Annotated in this window: 15 protein-coding genes; all 15 read left to right on the top strand. The window is 63.5% G+C overall.

Going from position 1 to position 16,420, the window contains the following annotated elements; all coding sequences use genetic code 11:
- Positions 1 to 208: 208 nt before the first annotated feature.
- The 15 genes from ACZY1G_RS13215 to ACZY1G_RS13145 all read left to right on the top strand — a co-directional run bounded on the left by ACZY1G_RS13215 (position 209) and on the right by ACZY1G_RS13145 (position 16,406).
- Positions 209 to 646, top strand: a complete 438-nt coding sequence (locus ACZY1G_RS13215) for a hypothetical protein (protein ID WP_463822648.1) — start codon at positions 209 to 211, stop codon at positions 644 to 646.
- A 62-nt stretch (positions 647 to 708) separates the two neighbouring features.
- The gene (locus tag ACZY1G_RS13210; RefSeq protein WP_463822647.1) at positions 709 to 2,238 is read left to right on the top strand and encodes an AMP-binding protein; all 1,530 of its coding nucleotides are present in this window, start codon (positions 709 to 711) and stop codon (positions 2,236 to 2,238) included.
- Positions 2,235 to 2,456, top strand: a complete 222-nt coding sequence (locus ACZY1G_RS13205) for a phosphopantetheine-binding protein (protein WP_463818339.1) — start codon at positions 2,235 to 2,237, stop codon at positions 2,454 to 2,456. Before ACZY1G_RS13210 ends, ACZY1G_RS13205 begins: the two co-directional genes overlap by 4 nt.
- Positions 2,453 to 3,838: a flavin monoamine oxidase family protein gene (locus tag ACZY1G_RS13200; RefSeq protein ID WP_463822646.1), complete on the top strand. Its 1,386-nt coding sequence runs from the start codon at positions 2,453 to 2,455 to the stop codon at positions 3,836 to 3,838. The genes ACZY1G_RS13205 and ACZY1G_RS13200 overlap by 4 nt, the downstream gene beginning before the upstream one ends.
- Positions 3,838 to 5,409 carry a KamA family radical SAM protein gene (locus tag ACZY1G_RS13195; RefSeq protein WP_463818341.1) on the top strand — a complete coding sequence of 524 codons (1,572 nt, stop codon included), beginning with the start codon at positions 3,838 to 3,840 and terminating at the stop codon, positions 5,407 to 5,409. Before ACZY1G_RS13200 ends, ACZY1G_RS13195 begins: the two co-directional genes overlap by 1 nt.
- A 99-nt stretch (positions 5,410 to 5,508) precedes the next feature.
- Positions 5,509 to 6,975 (top strand): sugar transferase, encoded by a 1,467-nt coding sequence (locus ACZY1G_RS13190; RefSeq protein ID WP_463818342.1) that lies wholly within the window; start codon positions 5,509 to 5,511, stop codon positions 6,973 to 6,975.
- A gap of 25 nt (positions 6,976 to 7,000) precedes the next feature.
- Positions 7,001 to 8,440, top strand: coding sequence for a glycosyltransferase family 4 protein (locus tag ACZY1G_RS13185; protein ID WP_463822645.1), 1,440 nt, complete (start codon positions 7,001 to 7,003; stop codon positions 8,438 to 8,440).
- An 8-nt stretch (positions 8,441 to 8,448) separates the two neighbouring features.
- On the top strand, positions 8,449 to 9,471 hold the full coding sequence (gene gmd, locus ACZY1G_RS13180; RefSeq protein WP_463818344.1) for a GDP-mannose 4,6-dehydratase: 1,023 nt from the start codon (positions 8,449 to 8,451) through the stop codon (positions 9,469 to 9,471).
- A gap of 12 nt (positions 9,472 to 9,483) precedes the next feature.
- A complete protein-coding gene (locus ACZY1G_RS13175) occupies positions 9,484 to 10,641 on the top strand; it encodes a glycosyltransferase (RefSeq protein ID WP_463822644.1) in 1,158 nt (385 codons plus the stop codon).
- The gene (locus ACZY1G_RS13170; protein WP_463822643.1) at positions 10,638 to 11,342 is read left to right on the top strand and encodes an SGNH/GDSL hydrolase family protein; all 705 of its coding nucleotides are present in this window, start codon (positions 10,638 to 10,640) and stop codon (positions 11,340 to 11,342) included. Before ACZY1G_RS13175 ends, ACZY1G_RS13170 begins: the two co-directional genes overlap by 4 nt.
- A 26-nt stretch (positions 11,343 to 11,368) precedes the next feature.
- The gene (locus tag ACZY1G_RS13165) at positions 11,369 to 12,148 is read left to right on the top strand and encodes an SGNH/GDSL hydrolase family protein (protein ID WP_463822642.1); all 780 of its coding nucleotides are present in this window, start codon (positions 11,369 to 11,371) and stop codon (positions 12,146 to 12,148) included.
- Positions 12,145 to 13,548 carry a tyrosine-protein kinase domain-containing protein gene (locus tag ACZY1G_RS13160; RefSeq protein WP_463822641.1) on the top strand — a complete coding sequence of 468 codons (1,404 nt, stop codon included), beginning with the start codon at positions 12,145 to 12,147 and terminating at the stop codon, positions 13,546 to 13,548. Before ACZY1G_RS13165 ends, ACZY1G_RS13160 begins: the two co-directional genes overlap by 4 nt.
- Positions 13,526 to 14,860 (top strand): Wzz/FepE/Etk N-terminal domain-containing protein, encoded by a 1,335-nt coding sequence (locus tag ACZY1G_RS13155; protein ID WP_463822640.1) that lies wholly within the window; start codon positions 13,526 to 13,528, stop codon positions 14,858 to 14,860. Before ACZY1G_RS13160 ends, ACZY1G_RS13155 begins: the two co-directional genes overlap by 23 nt.
- Positions 14,857 to 15,444: a DapH/DapD/GlmU-related protein gene (locus ACZY1G_RS13150; RefSeq protein WP_463822639.1), complete on the top strand. Its 588-nt coding sequence runs from the start codon at positions 14,857 to 14,859 to the stop codon at positions 15,442 to 15,444. Before ACZY1G_RS13155 ends, ACZY1G_RS13150 begins: the two co-directional genes overlap by 4 nt.
- The gene (locus ACZY1G_RS13145) at positions 15,444 to 16,406 is read left to right on the top strand and encodes a GDP-L-fucose synthase family protein (protein WP_463822638.1); all 963 of its coding nucleotides are present in this window, start codon (positions 15,444 to 15,446) and stop codon (positions 16,404 to 16,406) included. Before ACZY1G_RS13150 ends, ACZY1G_RS13145 begins: the two co-directional genes overlap by 1 nt.
- Positions 16,407 to 16,420 lie beyond the last annotated feature (14 nt).

Genomic DNA, 16,420 nt, shown 5'->3' with positions numbered 1-16,420 from the left:
GTCGTTGCGAGACAGCGATGGCGATAGGGAACCGGCCGGGGCCGGACGAGTCCCTCTCGCATCGCAGTGCATCGCAGTGCGCAGTCGACAACGACGCATCGCGTGCACATGTTTCGCTTGTGAACTGTCAGGATCCGTCTCTCGCAACAGGGTCGTCCATCGCGGATTACCGACACACATCCGCTGGCGACGAACGAGGAGTTTGGTGATGTGCGGAATCATCGCCTGCCGGACACACCGGCCGGCATTGGACAACCTGCGGGTCGGGTTACGAAGTAGTTCCCTTGAGGCGCTGCTGGGTCGGTGTGCAGGAACCAAGTTCACCGGGGTGGGGATCGGTCACACGCGAAGGGCGTCCAGCCTGCGCGCCGGGCTCGCCTGCGCCGGAAACAGTTTCACGACCCCGGTCGACAGTGAAGTTCTCTGTCACCTCATCGAGGATCGGCGGCGCGACGGCGGTGACCTCGTTGATGCGGTGCGCAGCCGGGTCCGGGGCTCCTGGGCGATTGCGGTCCTGGAAAGAGACACCGACCGAATTGTGCTTGCCGCCAGCGGTTCTCCACTCCTCGATGAACCGACGAACACGCGACGGTGGCCCTGTGCAGATGTGCCACAACATATCGCCAAGCGGGTGACAGTCCCATGAACCCGCAACTGCAGCGAGCGATCGAGTCGTCGGTCGAACGAAGCCTCGATAGCTGGAAATCCATGTCTCACGACGCACTGTCGACCGCGCATCTCGCCCAATGCGAAGCCGAGCACGTAGCAGACGTCATCGATGATTTCATTGCCGCAGTGCGCGACTGGCCTGACCGGCCAGCGCTGGTGCACAACGGGACGGCCATCACGTACCGGGAACTCGAGGATCAGGTTCGTGTCGCGGCCTTGCATCTGCACGCGGAGACACCTGGTGTCAACAGGCTGCCCGGTCGTGTCGGTGTCTTGGCCTCCCACCATCCCGCTGTGGCGCGTCAGCTGTTGGGAGTGTTGCAGGCCCAGGCTACATATTGCCCCATCGACGCCGCGCTGCCGGCCGGGCGGGTGCACGCGCTCACTACGGCGATGGGCGTCGACCGTCTGCTGTCCGCGGCCCAGGCTCCGCGGGTGGAGGCCGACAGCGACCTCCCGGAGTTGCGCTGGCGTCCGAGCGACCCCGCGTATGTTCTGTGTACCTCCGGCTCGACCGGCACACCCAAGCCCGTCGTGGTTTCGCGCTACGCGCTCACCGTCACGGTGCGGGCACTGCGTTCGCTTTTCGCCCTCACCCCTGCCGACCGTGTGTTGCAGTTCGCCTCGCTTGGTTGGGACACGTGCCTGGAGGAGATCCTGCCCGCCCTGACTGCGGGGTCGGCTCTGATCTTCGACGAGGCTGCTCACTGCGGCTCGTTCCCGGCTTTCGTGCGCATGATCGCAGAACAGGCGATCACCGTCATCGATCTGCCCACGGCGTTCTGGCATGAACTCGTACTCTTCCTGCACGAGGAGCGGGTCTCCATGCCGGACAGCGTGCGGCTCGTCGTGATCGGCGGCGAGCGAGTCGATCCCACTCGTCTGCAGCAGTGGCGGGGTCTCGGTCTCGACGATGTCTGCTTGCTCAACACCTACGGGTGCACCGAGACGACGATGATCACGCACGCGGCACAACTGAGCGGTCCCGGAACAGAACCCCAGATCGGGGCGCACGCGGAGGCGCCGATCGGTCGTCCACTGCCTCACGTGCGTGACCATGTCACCGACGACGGTGAGCTGCTGGTGTCCGGCCCGGGGTTGGCCACCGGGTACCTCGACCTGCCCGAGGCGACTGCCTCCGCGTTCGCGTTCGCAGACCATGGAACGGGGCCGGCTCGCTGGTTCCGCACCGGGGACCTGGTCAGCCGTGCCGAAGGCGGCCCGTTGTTTTCGCATGGTCGCGCCGACGAACAGCTCAAAGTACTCGGTGTGCGCGTCCATCCTGCCGAGGTGGAGACCCAGCTGAACACGCATCCGGCGGTCACCGGCGCCGTCGTGGTCGGCGAGCGCGTCTTGGGGCGAACGTCGTTGACGGCCTACGTGGTTGCGAGTCGACCGACCACCGGCTCCGAACTCAAGGCTTACCTCCGTGAGCGCCTACCAGCGCAATTCGTGCCCTCCCGCGTGAATTTCGTCGATGCGCTGGCGTACAACGCCAACGGAAAAATCGATCGCGCGGGAACACGGCGAGCTGTCGTGAACAGAAACAACCAAGGAGCGAAACGGTGAGTCCCGATCATATCGTCCAGATCTTCCGGCGAGTCCTCAGAACCACCGAGGTGGACGAAGACTCCGACTTCTTCGAGCTCGGGGGTGACTCGCTGTTGGCGACCAGGGTGCTGAGCGCGATCGCTCGCGACTTCGGAATAGAACTCGTGTATGACGACCTCGTCGAGAACCCCACGGCGACATCGTTGTTCGACCTCGTCGCTGCCGTGGCGCCATGACTCGGGCAGATGCGCACGTCATCGTGGTCGGAGCCGGCCTCGCGGGCTTGATCGCGGCCCGCGACGTGGCCGCGTCTGGCGCCGAGGTCACCGTCCTGGAGGCACGCGACCGTGTGGGCGGTCGTATGCGCGGTGTGCCGGTGTCCCCGGATGTCGTCGCCGACGGGGGTGCGGCTTATCTCGGACGGCAGCACACCGAGCTGCTCCACCTCGTCAGCGAGTACGGACTGAACCTCGTGTCCACTGGTATGACTGGCGAGAGCACCTTCCTGATCGACGGCCAACGCACGACGACCGCGAGCAGGATGCCGCCGCTGGACGCCATCGCACTCGGCGACCTGTTCGACCGTCTCGATGATCTGGTTGAGACAGTCCGGCCGAATGCACCGTGGCTGACACCCGATGCCCATCGCCTCGACCATCTGTCTGCGCAACGGTGGCTTGCCGACGGGATCGCGCGTCCAGATGCACACGCCTTCTTCCCCTTGTTTCTCGGCGAGATGATGGCCGCCGATCCCGCGGCAATCTCTGTTCTACACATGGCTTTCTACCTTCGGTCGGGTGGGGGAATCCGATATCTGAACGCTTTCGAGGGCGGGGCGCAGCAGTGGCGAATCGACGGTGGCGCTCACCTGCTCACCAAGGCCCTGGCTGATCAACTCGGTGATCGGGTGCACCTGAATCACCCGGTCGTGGCCATCGATCAGGACGATGACGGTGTGGTGGTGCGATGCATCGTCGACACCGACCACCCAGAGGTCGAGTTTCGTGCTGATCGCGTGATCGTCGCCTTACCGCCACTTCTGGCGCAGCGCATCGACTTCCGTCCGGCTCTGTGCACGCCTCGCGCAACCGCCGCCACGGGTCGCGGCTGCGCCATCAAGGTCCACTTGGGTTACCGAGCTCCGATGTGGCGTGAGGGGGGACTGTCCGGGTGGTCGGTGAGCACCAGCGGGCCGCTGCTCTCGACGGTCGATGACTCGCCACCCGACGAATCCGCGGGGGTGCTGACGGGATTCGTCACCGGAGCTGCAGCATCCGCCTTCTCTGCGTTGCCACCGGGCGATCAGGAGGCTGCAGCACTCGCCCATATCGGGCGGCTCTTCCCTGAGCTTCCTCCACCGGTTACCTGCTCCGTGACCGACTGGCTGGCCGAAAAGTACAGCGGGGGCTGCTACGCCGCGCTGTTCGGTCCCGGCGACTGGCTTCGCCTCGGGCCGGTACTGACCGAGCCGCATGGCCGGATTCATTGGGCAGGTACGGAAACCAGCCTGGAGTACTTCGGCTTGATGGAAGGCGCGATCAGATCAGGGCAACGGACCGCGGCCGAAGTGATCGGTACAGCACATGCCAGAAACAACTCGCGGAAGGCGCTGGTCTGATGACAACAGTCGTCGAAAGTGACGAGACCGGCGTCACCGCGGTCGCCGAACAGCCGTACATGTACGTGCGCAAGTTGTTGGTCGAGCCGGACTGGCGGCGGTACCCGGGTTGGGCGAATGTATCCCCCTCCGACTGGCACGATCCGCAATGGCAGCGCGCGCACTCACTCAAGAACATCGGTCAACTCCGCGCGGTGGTGGGCGAACTCCTCGAGGAGAAGTTCTATGCCGACCTGGCCGCCGACCAGCGGCATCGGGCGACGATGTCGATGCTGTTGCCACCGCAGATGCTGAACACCATGGCACCGCAATGGGATTCGGCGCAGTCACTCACTGAGTTGTTCTACGCCGATCCGGTCCGGCGCTACATGCTTCCTGTGTTCAGCGACCGTCAACCCGAATGGTGTTCGCATCCCTACGCAGAGCGAGACTCGCTGCACGAGAGCGATATGTGGGTCGTAGAAGGATTGACCCATCGATACCCGACCAAGGTCCTCGCTGAATTGCTGTCGACGTGTCCGCAGTACTGCGGACACTGCACGCGGATGGATCTGGTCGGCAACTCGACGCCGTCGGTGACCAAGACCAGGTTGACGCTTCAGCCCGCCGATCGGCAACGACAGATGCTGGATTATCTGCGAGCTACACCCACGGTCCGTGATGTCGTGGTCTCGGGGGGTGATGTCGGTAATGCTCCCTGGCCGCGACTGGAATCGTTCGTCACCCAATTGCTCGAGATCGACACGATCCGAGACATCCGACTGGCAACCAAGGCCTTGGCTGCACTGCCGCAGCATTGGCTGCAGCCGAAGGTGCTTGACGGGGTCAGCCGGGTGGCGCGCCTCGCAGCCGAGCGCGGCGTCAATCTGGCGCTACACACGCATATCAATCATGTGCAATCGGTGACCCCCCTCGTCGCCGCCGCAGCCCGCGGTCTGCTCGACGCCGGGCTACGGGATGTGCGAAACCAGGGTGTCCTGATGCGCGGAGTCAACGCCACCACTGAAGACCTTCTCGATCTGTGCTTTGCGTTGCAGGGTGAGGCCAACATCCTTCCCTACTACTTCTACATGTGCGACATGATTCCGAACGCCGAGCACTGGCGAACACCGCTGTGGCAGGCTCAGCAGTTGCAATTGTCGATCATGGGTTATCTGCCCGGCTTCGCCACACCACGTGTGGTCTGCGACGTTCCCTTCGTCGGAAAACGGTGGGTACACCAGGTCGTTCGTTACGATCAGAACCTCGGAATCTCCTACTGGAACAAGAATTACCGCACCGTTCTGGAGGGTGCGGACGGTGACGCTCTGAACCGGGCGTACCCGTACTTCGATCCGATCGACACCCTGCCGGCGCTGGGTAAAGCCTGGTGGCGCAAGAACGGCCATCACGCTTGGGACGCAGCTGTTTCCGCTGCCGAGATGGACTCCTCCGCGCCCGCCCCGGTCGGCGGCACCGTATGTGAATCGTACGGTGCCGCCGCTGGCACGAACGCGCAGCAGGAATCCGCTTCCCCCGCAGAGAAGCCTGCGTTGATCCCGTTGCCGCAAGGAGGCGCTCGATATGCATGACATGGCGACCACCCAAGGTGGCGCAGCATGACTGCACCCCCCCTCGTTCGTCGATTCAGATCATCCATCAGTTCCCGGTCGGAGTCTGCGGACCGAGTGATGAAGCAGGTCAAGGAAACCAAAGCGCGCGCGTACCAATGGAAGAAGTCGCACAGAAGGCACGTGGTCGTGACGGATGCCGTTGCTGTGGTGGTTGCCGTAACGGTTGCGCAGTTCGCGCGCTTTGGGCTGCCGGACCTGAACGGCTCCACGATAGGCGACCACTGGCGAGACGTGACTGCGTGCTCGATCATGCTTGCAGTCATCTGGCTGGCCGCCCTGGGGTTGCAGGAGTCTTGGGATCTTTCGCTGACGGGAATCGGCTCGGAGGAGTACCGCCGTGTAATCACCTCTACTGCATGGGCTTTCGGGATCATCGCTGTCACAGATCTGCTCCTGCAGCTCGGATTGGTCAGGGGTTACCTGGCCATCGCACTCCCGTTGGGGCTGGCGGGATTGCTGGCGGGCAGACACCTTTTGAGACGTGATCTCGCCAACAAGAGATCACGTGGTGCGTTCACGAGCCAGGTCGTCGTGCTCGGAAAGCCACGTTCAGTGATCGCGCTGTGCAACACCTTCAGCCGGTGTAGTCATGCCGGATATCGGGTGGTCGGCGCCTGCCTGCCTGACTACGAGGGCAAAGTCGGTTTCGAGATCGACACACGGACCGGGCCTGTGCCGGTACTGGGGGATCAGAATTCGGTGGCGGAGGCGGTGCGACTCACCAACGCGGATGCGCTCGCCGTCACCTCTGCTGAGCACCTCGGCCACGAGCACATGCGGACCTTGACGTGGCAACTCGACTCGTTGGGAACCGACCTGATCGTCATGCCAGGCATGGTCGACATCGTCGGTCCCCGCCTCAAGATCCGACCGATAGACAACATGCCGCTTTTCCACGTGGCACGGCCCCGTCATGATGGAGCGCTTCACTATCACAAGCGCTTCTTCGACCTCGTCCTGGGAGCAGTCGCTTTGCTCCTGCTCAGCCCCGTCATGGTGGTGGTTGCCGCGGCGATCAAGTGGCACGACGGTGGTCCGGTGTTCTTCTGCCAGGAACGCGTGGGTTACAACGGAGTCCAGTTTCGGATAGTCAAGTTCAGAACGATGAAACCGGAGTCCGAGAACCAACTGGATGCGGAACGGATCGTCTGTGGGCAGTCCGACGGCATCTTCTTCAAGTCGGCTACCGACTCGCGAATCACACCGATCGGCCGGTGGCTCCGCAAGACCAGCATCGACGAGATCCCCCAGCTTCTCAATGTTCTCGCAGGCTCGATGAGCATCGTCGGTCCTCGACCGCTGGTGCCGGGCGAGGGATCGTCTGTGGAGTACTTCATCGAACGCCGGGGACTCGTCAAGCCGGGCATAACCGGTCTGTGGCAAGTCTCGGGGAGGTCTGACGTATCTGCTGCAGAGCGCATTCGCCTCGACCACTTCTACGTCGACAACTGGTCCTACGTCCAGGATTTGGTGATCATCCTGCGGACGGTACGGACGATCATCCAAGGCCACGGAGCGTACTAGGGCCATGACACAGAACGGATCGATCATGAAGTCGTCACCTGTGATGCGCGCCGAGACGCTCGACGTGCATGCTGACGGCGCAGTACCTCACCAAAGCATGGCGGATTCCGCGTCCCGCTACGATCCCGATTCCAGCACCGGCTCGCTGTCTGGTCTCCGAGTGTGCGTGGTCGCATGTCATTTCCGCCCTGAGTCATCGGGCAGCGCGCCCTACAACTCGTTGCTCGTCGACACTCTTGCTGATGCCGGGGCAGCCGTGAAGGTCGTCACCGGTGTTCCACACTATCCGCACTGGTGTGTGGTCGACCCGCAGTATCGGGCAGGCCTGCGATGGCGTGAATCACCGACCCGCGCATCAGGTACCGGCTCGGTCGACATCGTGCGACTGCGTCACGCGGTTCCCCGGAATCCCGACCTCCTCGGGCGAATGCGCCTCGAGCTGAGCTTCGCTGCGCTGAGCGCGCCTACTGTCGCCGCGGCTGATTCAGACGTAGTGATCGCTGTGACGCCGCTACTGGGCGCCGCGGTGGCGGGCGTGATAGGGCGGCGGCGGCGGCCGTTCGGCGCCATCGTGCACGACCAAGTGGGTAAGGCTGCTGTCCAATCGGGAAGTGCGGGTGCCAAGCTCTCGAATCTCATTGCTGCAGCCGAGTATTCGGTACTGCGCCGCGCCGATCGCATCGGCGTGATCACGGAGGGGTTCAGGCCCGCGCTGATTGCGGGCGGAGTGGACGATCGACGGATCGTCAACGTTCCGCTGTTCTCGCACGTGACTCGTGCGGACCTCACCCCAGCGGCGGCACGGCGCGCACTCGGCTGGCCTGACACCGGCCGTCTCACGGTGGTGCACACCGGGAACATGGGGATGAAGCAGGGCCTGGAGCACGTCCTGGAGGCCGCCCGAGTTGCCGCGGTGCGGTATCCGGGAGAATTCGAGTTCGTCTTCGTGGGGGACGGCAACACGAGGCAGGCGTTGGAACAGCAGGCCTGCGGACTGGACGGGGTCAGGTTCGTCGATCCGGTGTCCGACGCGATCTACCCACTCACGCTGGCTGCGGCAGATGTCCTGCTGGTTCACGAGCGTCCCGGGGTCAGGGAGATGTCGCTTCCCAGCAAGCTCACCTCGTACACGACCGCTGCGCGACCGATCATCGCCGCGGTCGCCGAAGACGGGATCACCGGATCGTTGTTGAGCTCCCGCGACGCAGCGCTACTCGTGCCGAACGGTGATCCGGAAGCGCTCATCAGCGGCCTGTGCGGGATCCGGTCCAACGATGTGCTGCGTGCGCGGCTCGTCGGTAGCGCTGCGCGGCTCGGGGAGTCGGAGTTCTCCGAGCGTCGCGGCCGACAGCATTTCGTCACGTTCGCCAGAGCACTCGCCGACCAAGACTCACGTGCCCCGATCGAGAGCGTCTGCTCAAGCCCTCGACGCGGTCATCAAGCAACCTTTCGGAACAAAGGATGAGACACGACATGAAAAAGGCTGTCATCACCGGGATCACCGGCCAGGACGGGTCGTACCTCGCCGAGCTGCTGCTCGACAAGGGTTACGAGGTGCACGGCCTGATCCGTCGATCGTCGACGTTCAACACATCGCGGATCGACCATCTTTACGTGGACCCGCATGATCCAGATGCCCGATTGCACCTCCACTACGGCGATCTCAGAGACGGGGCCCGCCTGGTGACCTTGCTGTCGCAGATCTCGCCTGACGAGGTCTACAACCTCGGTGCGCAATCACACGTGCGGGTGAGCTTCGACGAGCCGGAGCACACCGGCGACACGACAGGCATGGGGTCGATTCGGTTGTTGGAGGCGGTCCGGCTCTCAGGAGTGCAGTGCCGGTTCTATCAGGCGTCGAGTTCGGAGATGTTCGGAGCATCACCGCCCCCTCAGAACGAGGACACATTCTTCTATCCGCGTTCGCCCTACGGAGCCGCCAAGGTGTACTCCTACTGGATCACCAAGAATTACCGTGAGGCCTACGGCATGTTCGCGGTGAACGGAATTCTGTTCAATCACGAGTCTCCTCGCCGCGGCGAGACATTCGTGACCCGCAAGATCACCCGTGCGGTTGCGCGGATCAGAGCCGGGCTGCAGGAAGATCTCTATCTGGGCAATCTCGACGCCGTCCGTGACTGGGGTTACGCGCCGGAGTACGTGGACGGCATGTGGCGGATGCTTCAGGTCGACGAGCCGGACGACTACGTGCTGGCGACCGGCCAGGGCCACACCGTGCGGGATTTCGTGAGCATCGCATTCGAGAGGGCAGGGCTCGATTGGCAGGATCATGTGAGGTTCGACCAGGGGTATGTCCGACCCACTGAGGTCGACTCGCTCATCGGCGATGCATCGAAGGCAGCGCGTGTCCTGGACTGGAAAGCCGAGGTGCGGACTCCCGATCTCGCCGCGATCATGGTGGACGCCGATATCGAAGCGTTGCGTTGCGCGGGCACGCCGTGGGTGGACAGGCCGCAGTCAGTCGGCCGGATCTAGCGAACCGATCCCATGACAACGTGGACAGGCGATGCGGGCGGCATGCGGATACTGCATGCGGTCACGTTGCTGACTCCGGACGGTGCGTACGGCGGACCCGTCCGGGTTGCTCTCAACCAGGCCTCGGCACTACGCATCCGTGGCCACTCCGTGACGCTCGCGGCGGCCGAACGAGGGTTCGATGTGAGACCCACGGGGGCCGAGGGGAACCCGCTTGTCGTTCGGCGCGCTGTGCGGTTGGTTCCCCGCGTGGGCTATGCAGGTCTGTCTGCTCCAGGTCTCCTGGCGTGGTTTCTCAAGGAACACAACGACTTCCAGGCCGCACACGTTCATCTCGCACGTGATCTCGTCCTCCTACCGCTGGCTATGGCCATGATGCGGGTGAGACTGCCTTATGTGCTGCAGGCGCACGGCATGATCCTGCCGGGAGCGCATCCACTCGCGCCGTTGACTGACCGAGCCATCGTTCGGAAGCTGCTGTGCCGCGCGCACGAAGTCTTCTACCTCACCACCGATGAACGCGACGCGCTCGATGAGATCGCCGGTGGAAACGCCCGGCTGACACCGCTGCCGAATGGCGTACCGCTGTATCCCGCCGCGACGCACTCTCGGCGGGTACCGGAGGTGATGTATCTGTCACGGCTGCATCCACGCAAGCGACCCACCGATTTCGTCACCGCCGCAATGGAGTTGAACGCGCGAGGGGTATCGGCGACCTACACTCTCATCGGACCGGACGAAGGCGAAGGCCGGAGGGTGCAAGAGGCTGCCGCCCAGACGCCCAACGTCAACTGGGAAGGCCCGGTCGAGAGCGGAGCGGGGCCTGCGCGCATGCGGCAGGCATCGATATTCGTGTTGCCGTCGCTGGCCCCGGAGCCCTACCCGATGGCAGTACTCGAAGCGATGTCTGTCGGCCTGCCGGTAGTCGTGACCGATCAGTGCGGGTTGGCGCCTCTGGTCCGAAAGTGCCGGTGCGGCATCGTCATCGAGCCAGGTGCGCCGAGCATTGCCCGGGCAGTGGAGTACCTGCTGTCAGCCCCTGACGTTGCGAGGTCAATGGGTGAACGCGGGCGCAGTGCCGTCAAGCACGACCTCGGTATGTCGTATGTGGGCCAACGTTTGGAGACGAGCTACTCCGCCGCGTCGCACGATCGCAGGTGGCTTCCATGACGTGGTGGTATTCCTCGTGGCGATCTGCGATCGGGACTGTGGCGCTGGGGCTTCTGCTCGTGGCGGCGACGGCCACCGTGACGGTGGTTCTCACCAGCGATGGTGGGGAACCGGTATCCGTTCCTGCTGATGGACCGCTGCGGATCTCGGTGATCGGTGATTCGTACAGTGCAGGCGCCGACAACGACGTGACCTGGCCGTCGCTGGTGGCCGCCGCGTCACCGCTCAGCATCTCGAATGTCGCAGCGGCTGGCTCGAGTTACGCCGGCCGTGCGGGACAGAGCGGACGCTTCGCCGACCAGGTCGACAAGGCACTCGCGGCCAAGCCTGATGTGATCGTGGTGTTCGGCGGTATCGGCGATGTGACGCTTCCTGATCAACAGATCACCCAGTCGGCGGTCGATCTTTTCACCGAACTCAGCAGACGAGCCCCCGACGCTGCACTCGTCGTCTTCGGTCCCATCTGGCATCAGCATCCGGTACCTGATGTCTTCATGACTCTCGACTCCGATATCGCCAAGGCCGCCAACATCACTCACACCCTCTATGTACCTCTGATCGGGGAGAATTGGCTTGCTGCCGAGGGTTTGATGCGGCGGAACATCGCTCCGACCGACGAGGGGCAGTCCGTGTTGGCACAACGCTTGAGGCCCCTTCTCATGGAGCACATCCGCGAGACGAGCAGGGCGGTTCTCCCGTGATCTGCAGGCTCAGGGGTCGCGTGCCGATGCCCCGGCGATCGACGTTTCTTCTCGCTGTCCTGTCGATCGCCGCTGCCATAGCTGTCCCTCACGTCGTTCTGGACAGTTCGACAGCAGGCCCGGACGGGCCACCATTGCAGATCGTTGCTGCTCCACCCACATTGCCGAGTCGGGTGGCACCCGCTGTCTTGTTCATCGGTGACTCGTACACCAAGGGTCCCTCCTCGCCGGACCTGAGCTACGGATGCCTGACGGCCACGGCATTGGGGTGGGAATGCAACATCGCTGCCGAAGGCGGGACGGGCTACCTCAGCGGCGGTCCAGGACACCGGCTCGAGGTCTCCCAGCCCGACTTGCCGTCCACATCGTTCGTAGAGCGGCTACCTCGTCTGCGAGAACTGTATCGGGCGGACGTTGTGGTCCTCGACGGTGGCCGAAATGACATGCAGTTTGCGACCTCCGACGTCGATCCCATATTCGCGTACACCGTGAAGCAGGTCGTCGAATCGTGGCCGAACAGTCACATCGTCGTGATCGGACCATGGTTCCTCAACGAGCCGGTGATCAGGCCGCCATCGTTGGCGGGCAAGACGATCGGCGACGACTTCCGATCGGTTCTTCGCTCCAATCCTGAGTTCGATGCCGTCGAGTTCATCGATCCTGGAGCGCTCGGCTGGTTTGTCGGTATCGACACATCCCCGTACGTGGGTGACGACGGGATCCACCCCACCTTCGCCGGCGTGAAGAAGATCGCTGAACTGCTCACCAAAGCACTGAAGGCGCAGGGGGTTGTGCATTCATCATGAACTCGACCCTGACTGATTACCTGGTCGTGCTCCGGTGCTGGTGGCGGGTCCCGGTCGCATTCGCTGTCCTGTCACTTCTGGCGACGGCCCTGTTCTTCATCGCGAGGCCGCCCGAATACGCCTCCAAGGCAGTGCTGTTCGTGACGACCCCACGCGACGATGAGCGCAGCTTCTACGAGGGTGACGACTACGCCAGGAAGCGGGCCGACACCTACTTCGCCTTGAGTAGGAGTCCGGAGATCGCGAAGCGGGTGATCGACGACCTCGGAATGGACATCGCCCCAGGGCAAATGATCGACCGTGCCGACCTCTCCCCGGTTCACGACACCGTGCTGCTCCAACTGACGACGACAGGTGACACCCCGCTGCAGGCTGAAGCGATCGGCAACGCCTACATCGAGGAACTTCGCCGAAGCATCAACGCGCTGGAAACGGTGTCGGCAGGATTGGCTCCACGCGTGGACTTGATTCCGGTGAAGGCCCCGTCCTCTCAGGGCCGGGCGGGGATGTTCTCGCCCTCGCTGATCCTCGGCGTCGCAGGAGTCCTCGGCCTGATCGCCGGTGCGTTCGTCGCGGTGGTTGTTGCTCTTCTCGACGGGAGGATTCGTCGCCCCGAGGATGCCGCGGAAGCCACGAAGACTCCTGTGCTGGCGAGCGTCCCTTCCGTTCGGTGGGAGTCTCCGCAGTCCCGCGTCTGGGGTGAAGAGTCCGGCCGGCAGATTCGAGGCACGCTGGACCGGCTCGCAATACTCGGGTCGAAGGTCATCATGGTGGCCTCCGCTGAACGAGCCGCAGGAAAGACAGGCATCGCCCTGATGGCGGCACGGGCACTGGCAAGCAGAGGTTCGACCGTGGCCATGGTCGACTTCGATTCGCGAGGCTCCCGAATGGCCTCGGTTCTCGGGCTGGACACCGCGCAGACGGTCAGCGGGCTCGTGCATGGCGGCGAGCCGCAGCGCGAGCTCTCATTGTCTGTGCAGACGATGGCTCTTGCGCATTGGCGGGGTGTCACCGTCATCCCGTTCGGTTCGATCGAGGGGGACCCGGGAGCAACGGCCGATCATCCGGGAACGGCCCAGATGTTCGACGAACTCCGTGACGGATACGACTGGGTCATCGTGGACACCCCTGCGTTGATGGAGTTCAGCGACGCAGTGCGACTGGTTCGCCACGCTGATGCGATCGTCCTGGTCGCCCGGGCGGCCCACACCAAGTTCGACGCACTGCGTTCGGCATGTCAGCAGTTGACGCTCGCTGCCGGAAATGTGCTGGGAGTGGTGTGCGTCGCCCACAGCGCTCCCGGACAGCGACAAGGCCGCGATGTCAGGTCGTCCGGCCGCGAGGTGTTCTCACATCGGATTCAGCGAGGAGACTGTGATGGATTTCCAGACCGTCGTTAGCGCGATACGACGTAGATGGTGGGTTCTCGCGATCACAGCCCTCGTCGGGATCTTCGTCGGAAACCTGGTGAGCACTCACGAAGTTCGTCAATACACGGCGACGACGAGGTTGTTCGTTGCCGCCACCGGCGGTGGCAACAGCTCGTCAGAGGCCTACTCCGGCGGCCAGTTCTCAGAGCAGCGCGTCCAGTCGTACGCACAGATGATCACCGGTCAGCAATTGACCAGGCGCGTCGTCGACAGATTGCATCTGCCGCTGTCGGCCGACGAACTCTCGTCGAAGGTGAACGCTGCCATCGTGCCGCGAACGGTGCTCCTCGACGTGTCCGCAACTGATCCGTCCCCTGAACGCGCCACCGATATCGCCAATGCACTTGCAGACGAGTTCATCCGGTACGCCGGTCCGCTGGAGACGCCGATCGGTGAGAGTGCGCCTCGCGCGACGATCACTGTGGTGAATCGCGCCCAGATACCGTCGTCGCCGAGCTCCCCGGACGTCGTCACAAACGCCGTCTACGGGTGCATCGGTGGCCTACTGATGGGGTTGCTGTGCCTCTCGTTGACCCCTGTCGTATCACGGCGTATCACATCGGCTGAGGAACTCGGCCGGCTCACGGGTGTACCCACCGCAGGACCCCTGGTGATGCCCGATCCTTGCCTCTGGACCCCACACGCGTTGTTCGACGCGTCGCGTCCAGAGGAGTCAGAGGGCCTTCGGCGCCTCCGAGTGCAGATAGACGCGCACGACCCGGCGCCGCAGGTCCTCCTCGTAGCGCCGGCTTCCTCCGGTCGAGCGGCCGCTGCCCTTGGAGCCGGTGTCGCTGCGGCCTTCGCCGAGACAGGACGCACTACGGCACTCATAGCCGCAGATTCGACACTGGACAGCAGGTGGTTCGGTGTACCAGGTGACGGCCCGGGGCTGGCCGAACTGCTCAGCGGCCGATCAGAATTCGACGACGTACTACACAGCACCGTCCGTCCCGGATTGTCCGTCATTCCCCACGGCGGGACGCATGCGATCGAGGCGTTGCTCTCATCCGCTGCGATGAGCGCATTCGTCGACGACCTCCGCAAAGAGTTCGATCGCGTGGTCATCGTCACCGCGTCCGTGATCGACAGCAGCGCTGCCTCCGTCTTGTCCGCGGTCGTCGACGCTGATCTGTTGGTGGTCGACACGTCGAGGTCTCATCGCGGGGAAGTCGCCGAGGCCCTCAGTGAATTCGCGGCAGCGAGGGCCCATCTCCTGGCCGTGGTGATGGCCAAAATCGTGGCCCCCGAGCGGCCGCACCCAACGTCGAAAGGGTCCCGATGAACAAGGTGGCATACATCAGTACCGACCGAAGCGACGATGCGGCCTCGGAGCCGGGCCGCCGTTTCTGCCTCAGTGGCTTCACCGGACGGGGATATGAGCGCGGCCGCAGCGTCGGAGTTCAAATTCTCTGGCTGCTCGCCCGGGAAGTCCTGATGAAGTGGTGGTGTCCGAACAGACTTCGCATCACAGTGCTACGGCTCTTCGGCGCCAGAATCGGTGCTGGAGTGCTGATTCGACACCAAGTCAAGATCCATTGGCCATGGAAACTGGATGTCGGAGACAACTCGTGGATAGGCGAAGAGGTGTGGATTCTGAACCTCGAACACGTGACGATAGGGTCGAACACCTGCATCTCGCAAGGAGTACTCGTCTGTACCGGAAGCCATGACCGGCGCAGTCCCACTTTCGAATTCGACAACGCGCCCGTCGTCATCGGTGACTCGGTGTGGGTGGCGGCCCGGGCGACCGTCCTGCGGGGCACACGAATCGGAGACGGCGCAACCATCGGCGCATCGGTGGTCGTGACCGGTGATGTGCCCCCCGAGACGACCCTGCTTTCGAGCCGTCCGCGGGTCCTGCGTTGATGAATCGACCGAATGAGACGACGGTGCGCAACCAACCGAAGGTCTACGTCGCCGGCCACCGCGGCATGGTCGGATCAGCCATCACGCGCCGTCTCCGCGAGGGCGAGCACGCTCATGTCATCACTCGCTCACACGATGAGCTGCCCCTAGACGACGCGGCAGCGGTAGAGGACTTCTTCGCCGCAGAGCGGCCCGATGTCGTGGTGCTCGCCGCGGCGAAAGTCGGCGGCATCATCGCCAACGCAACGCTGGGGGCCGACTTCATTCGCGAGAATCTGATGATCCAGACGAACGTCATCGACTCTGCACACCGCAACGGAACTCAGAAATTCATGTTCCTCGGATCGAGTTGCATCTACCCCAAGTACGCGGTCCAACCGATCACGGAAGAGGCGCTTCTGACCGGTCCTCTGGAGGAGACGAATCGTCCGTACGCAGTCGCGAAGATCGCAGGCATCACGATGTGCGATGCCTATGCCCGGCAGTACGGTTTCAACGCATTCGCGGTGATGCCGTCGAACGTGTACGGGGTAGGGGACAACTTCCATCCGGAACATTCCCACGTTGTCGCGGGGTTGATGCGCCGCTTCCACGAAGCGAAGCTGTCGGGTCAGCCGAAGGTCGTCGTGTGGGGGAGCGGAACACCTCTACGAGAGCTCATCGACGCCGATGACCTTGCTGATGCCTGTGTCTTCCTCCTGCGCAACTTCGACGATCGAGGAATCATCAATGTGGGTTCAGGACAGGAGATCTCGATCCGCGACCTGGCACTGCTGATGAAGGTGGTCGTGGGATACGACGGCGAGGTCGAGTTCGACGCAACCCGGCCAGACGGCACACCTCGCAAGGTCATGGACAACAGCAAGTTGAGGGCGCTCGGCTGGCAGCCGACGCTGACAATCGAGGCCGGGTTGAAGAAGATGTACGCCTGGTTCGTCGAGTCGCATTCCGACATCTGCTGACAAGGAGAATGGTC

The organism is Mycobacterium sp. IDUB_5 (assembly GCF_055419565.1).
Note: the sequence above shows the minus strand (reverse complement) of the source record. Positions and strands in the feature narration are given on the sequence as shown.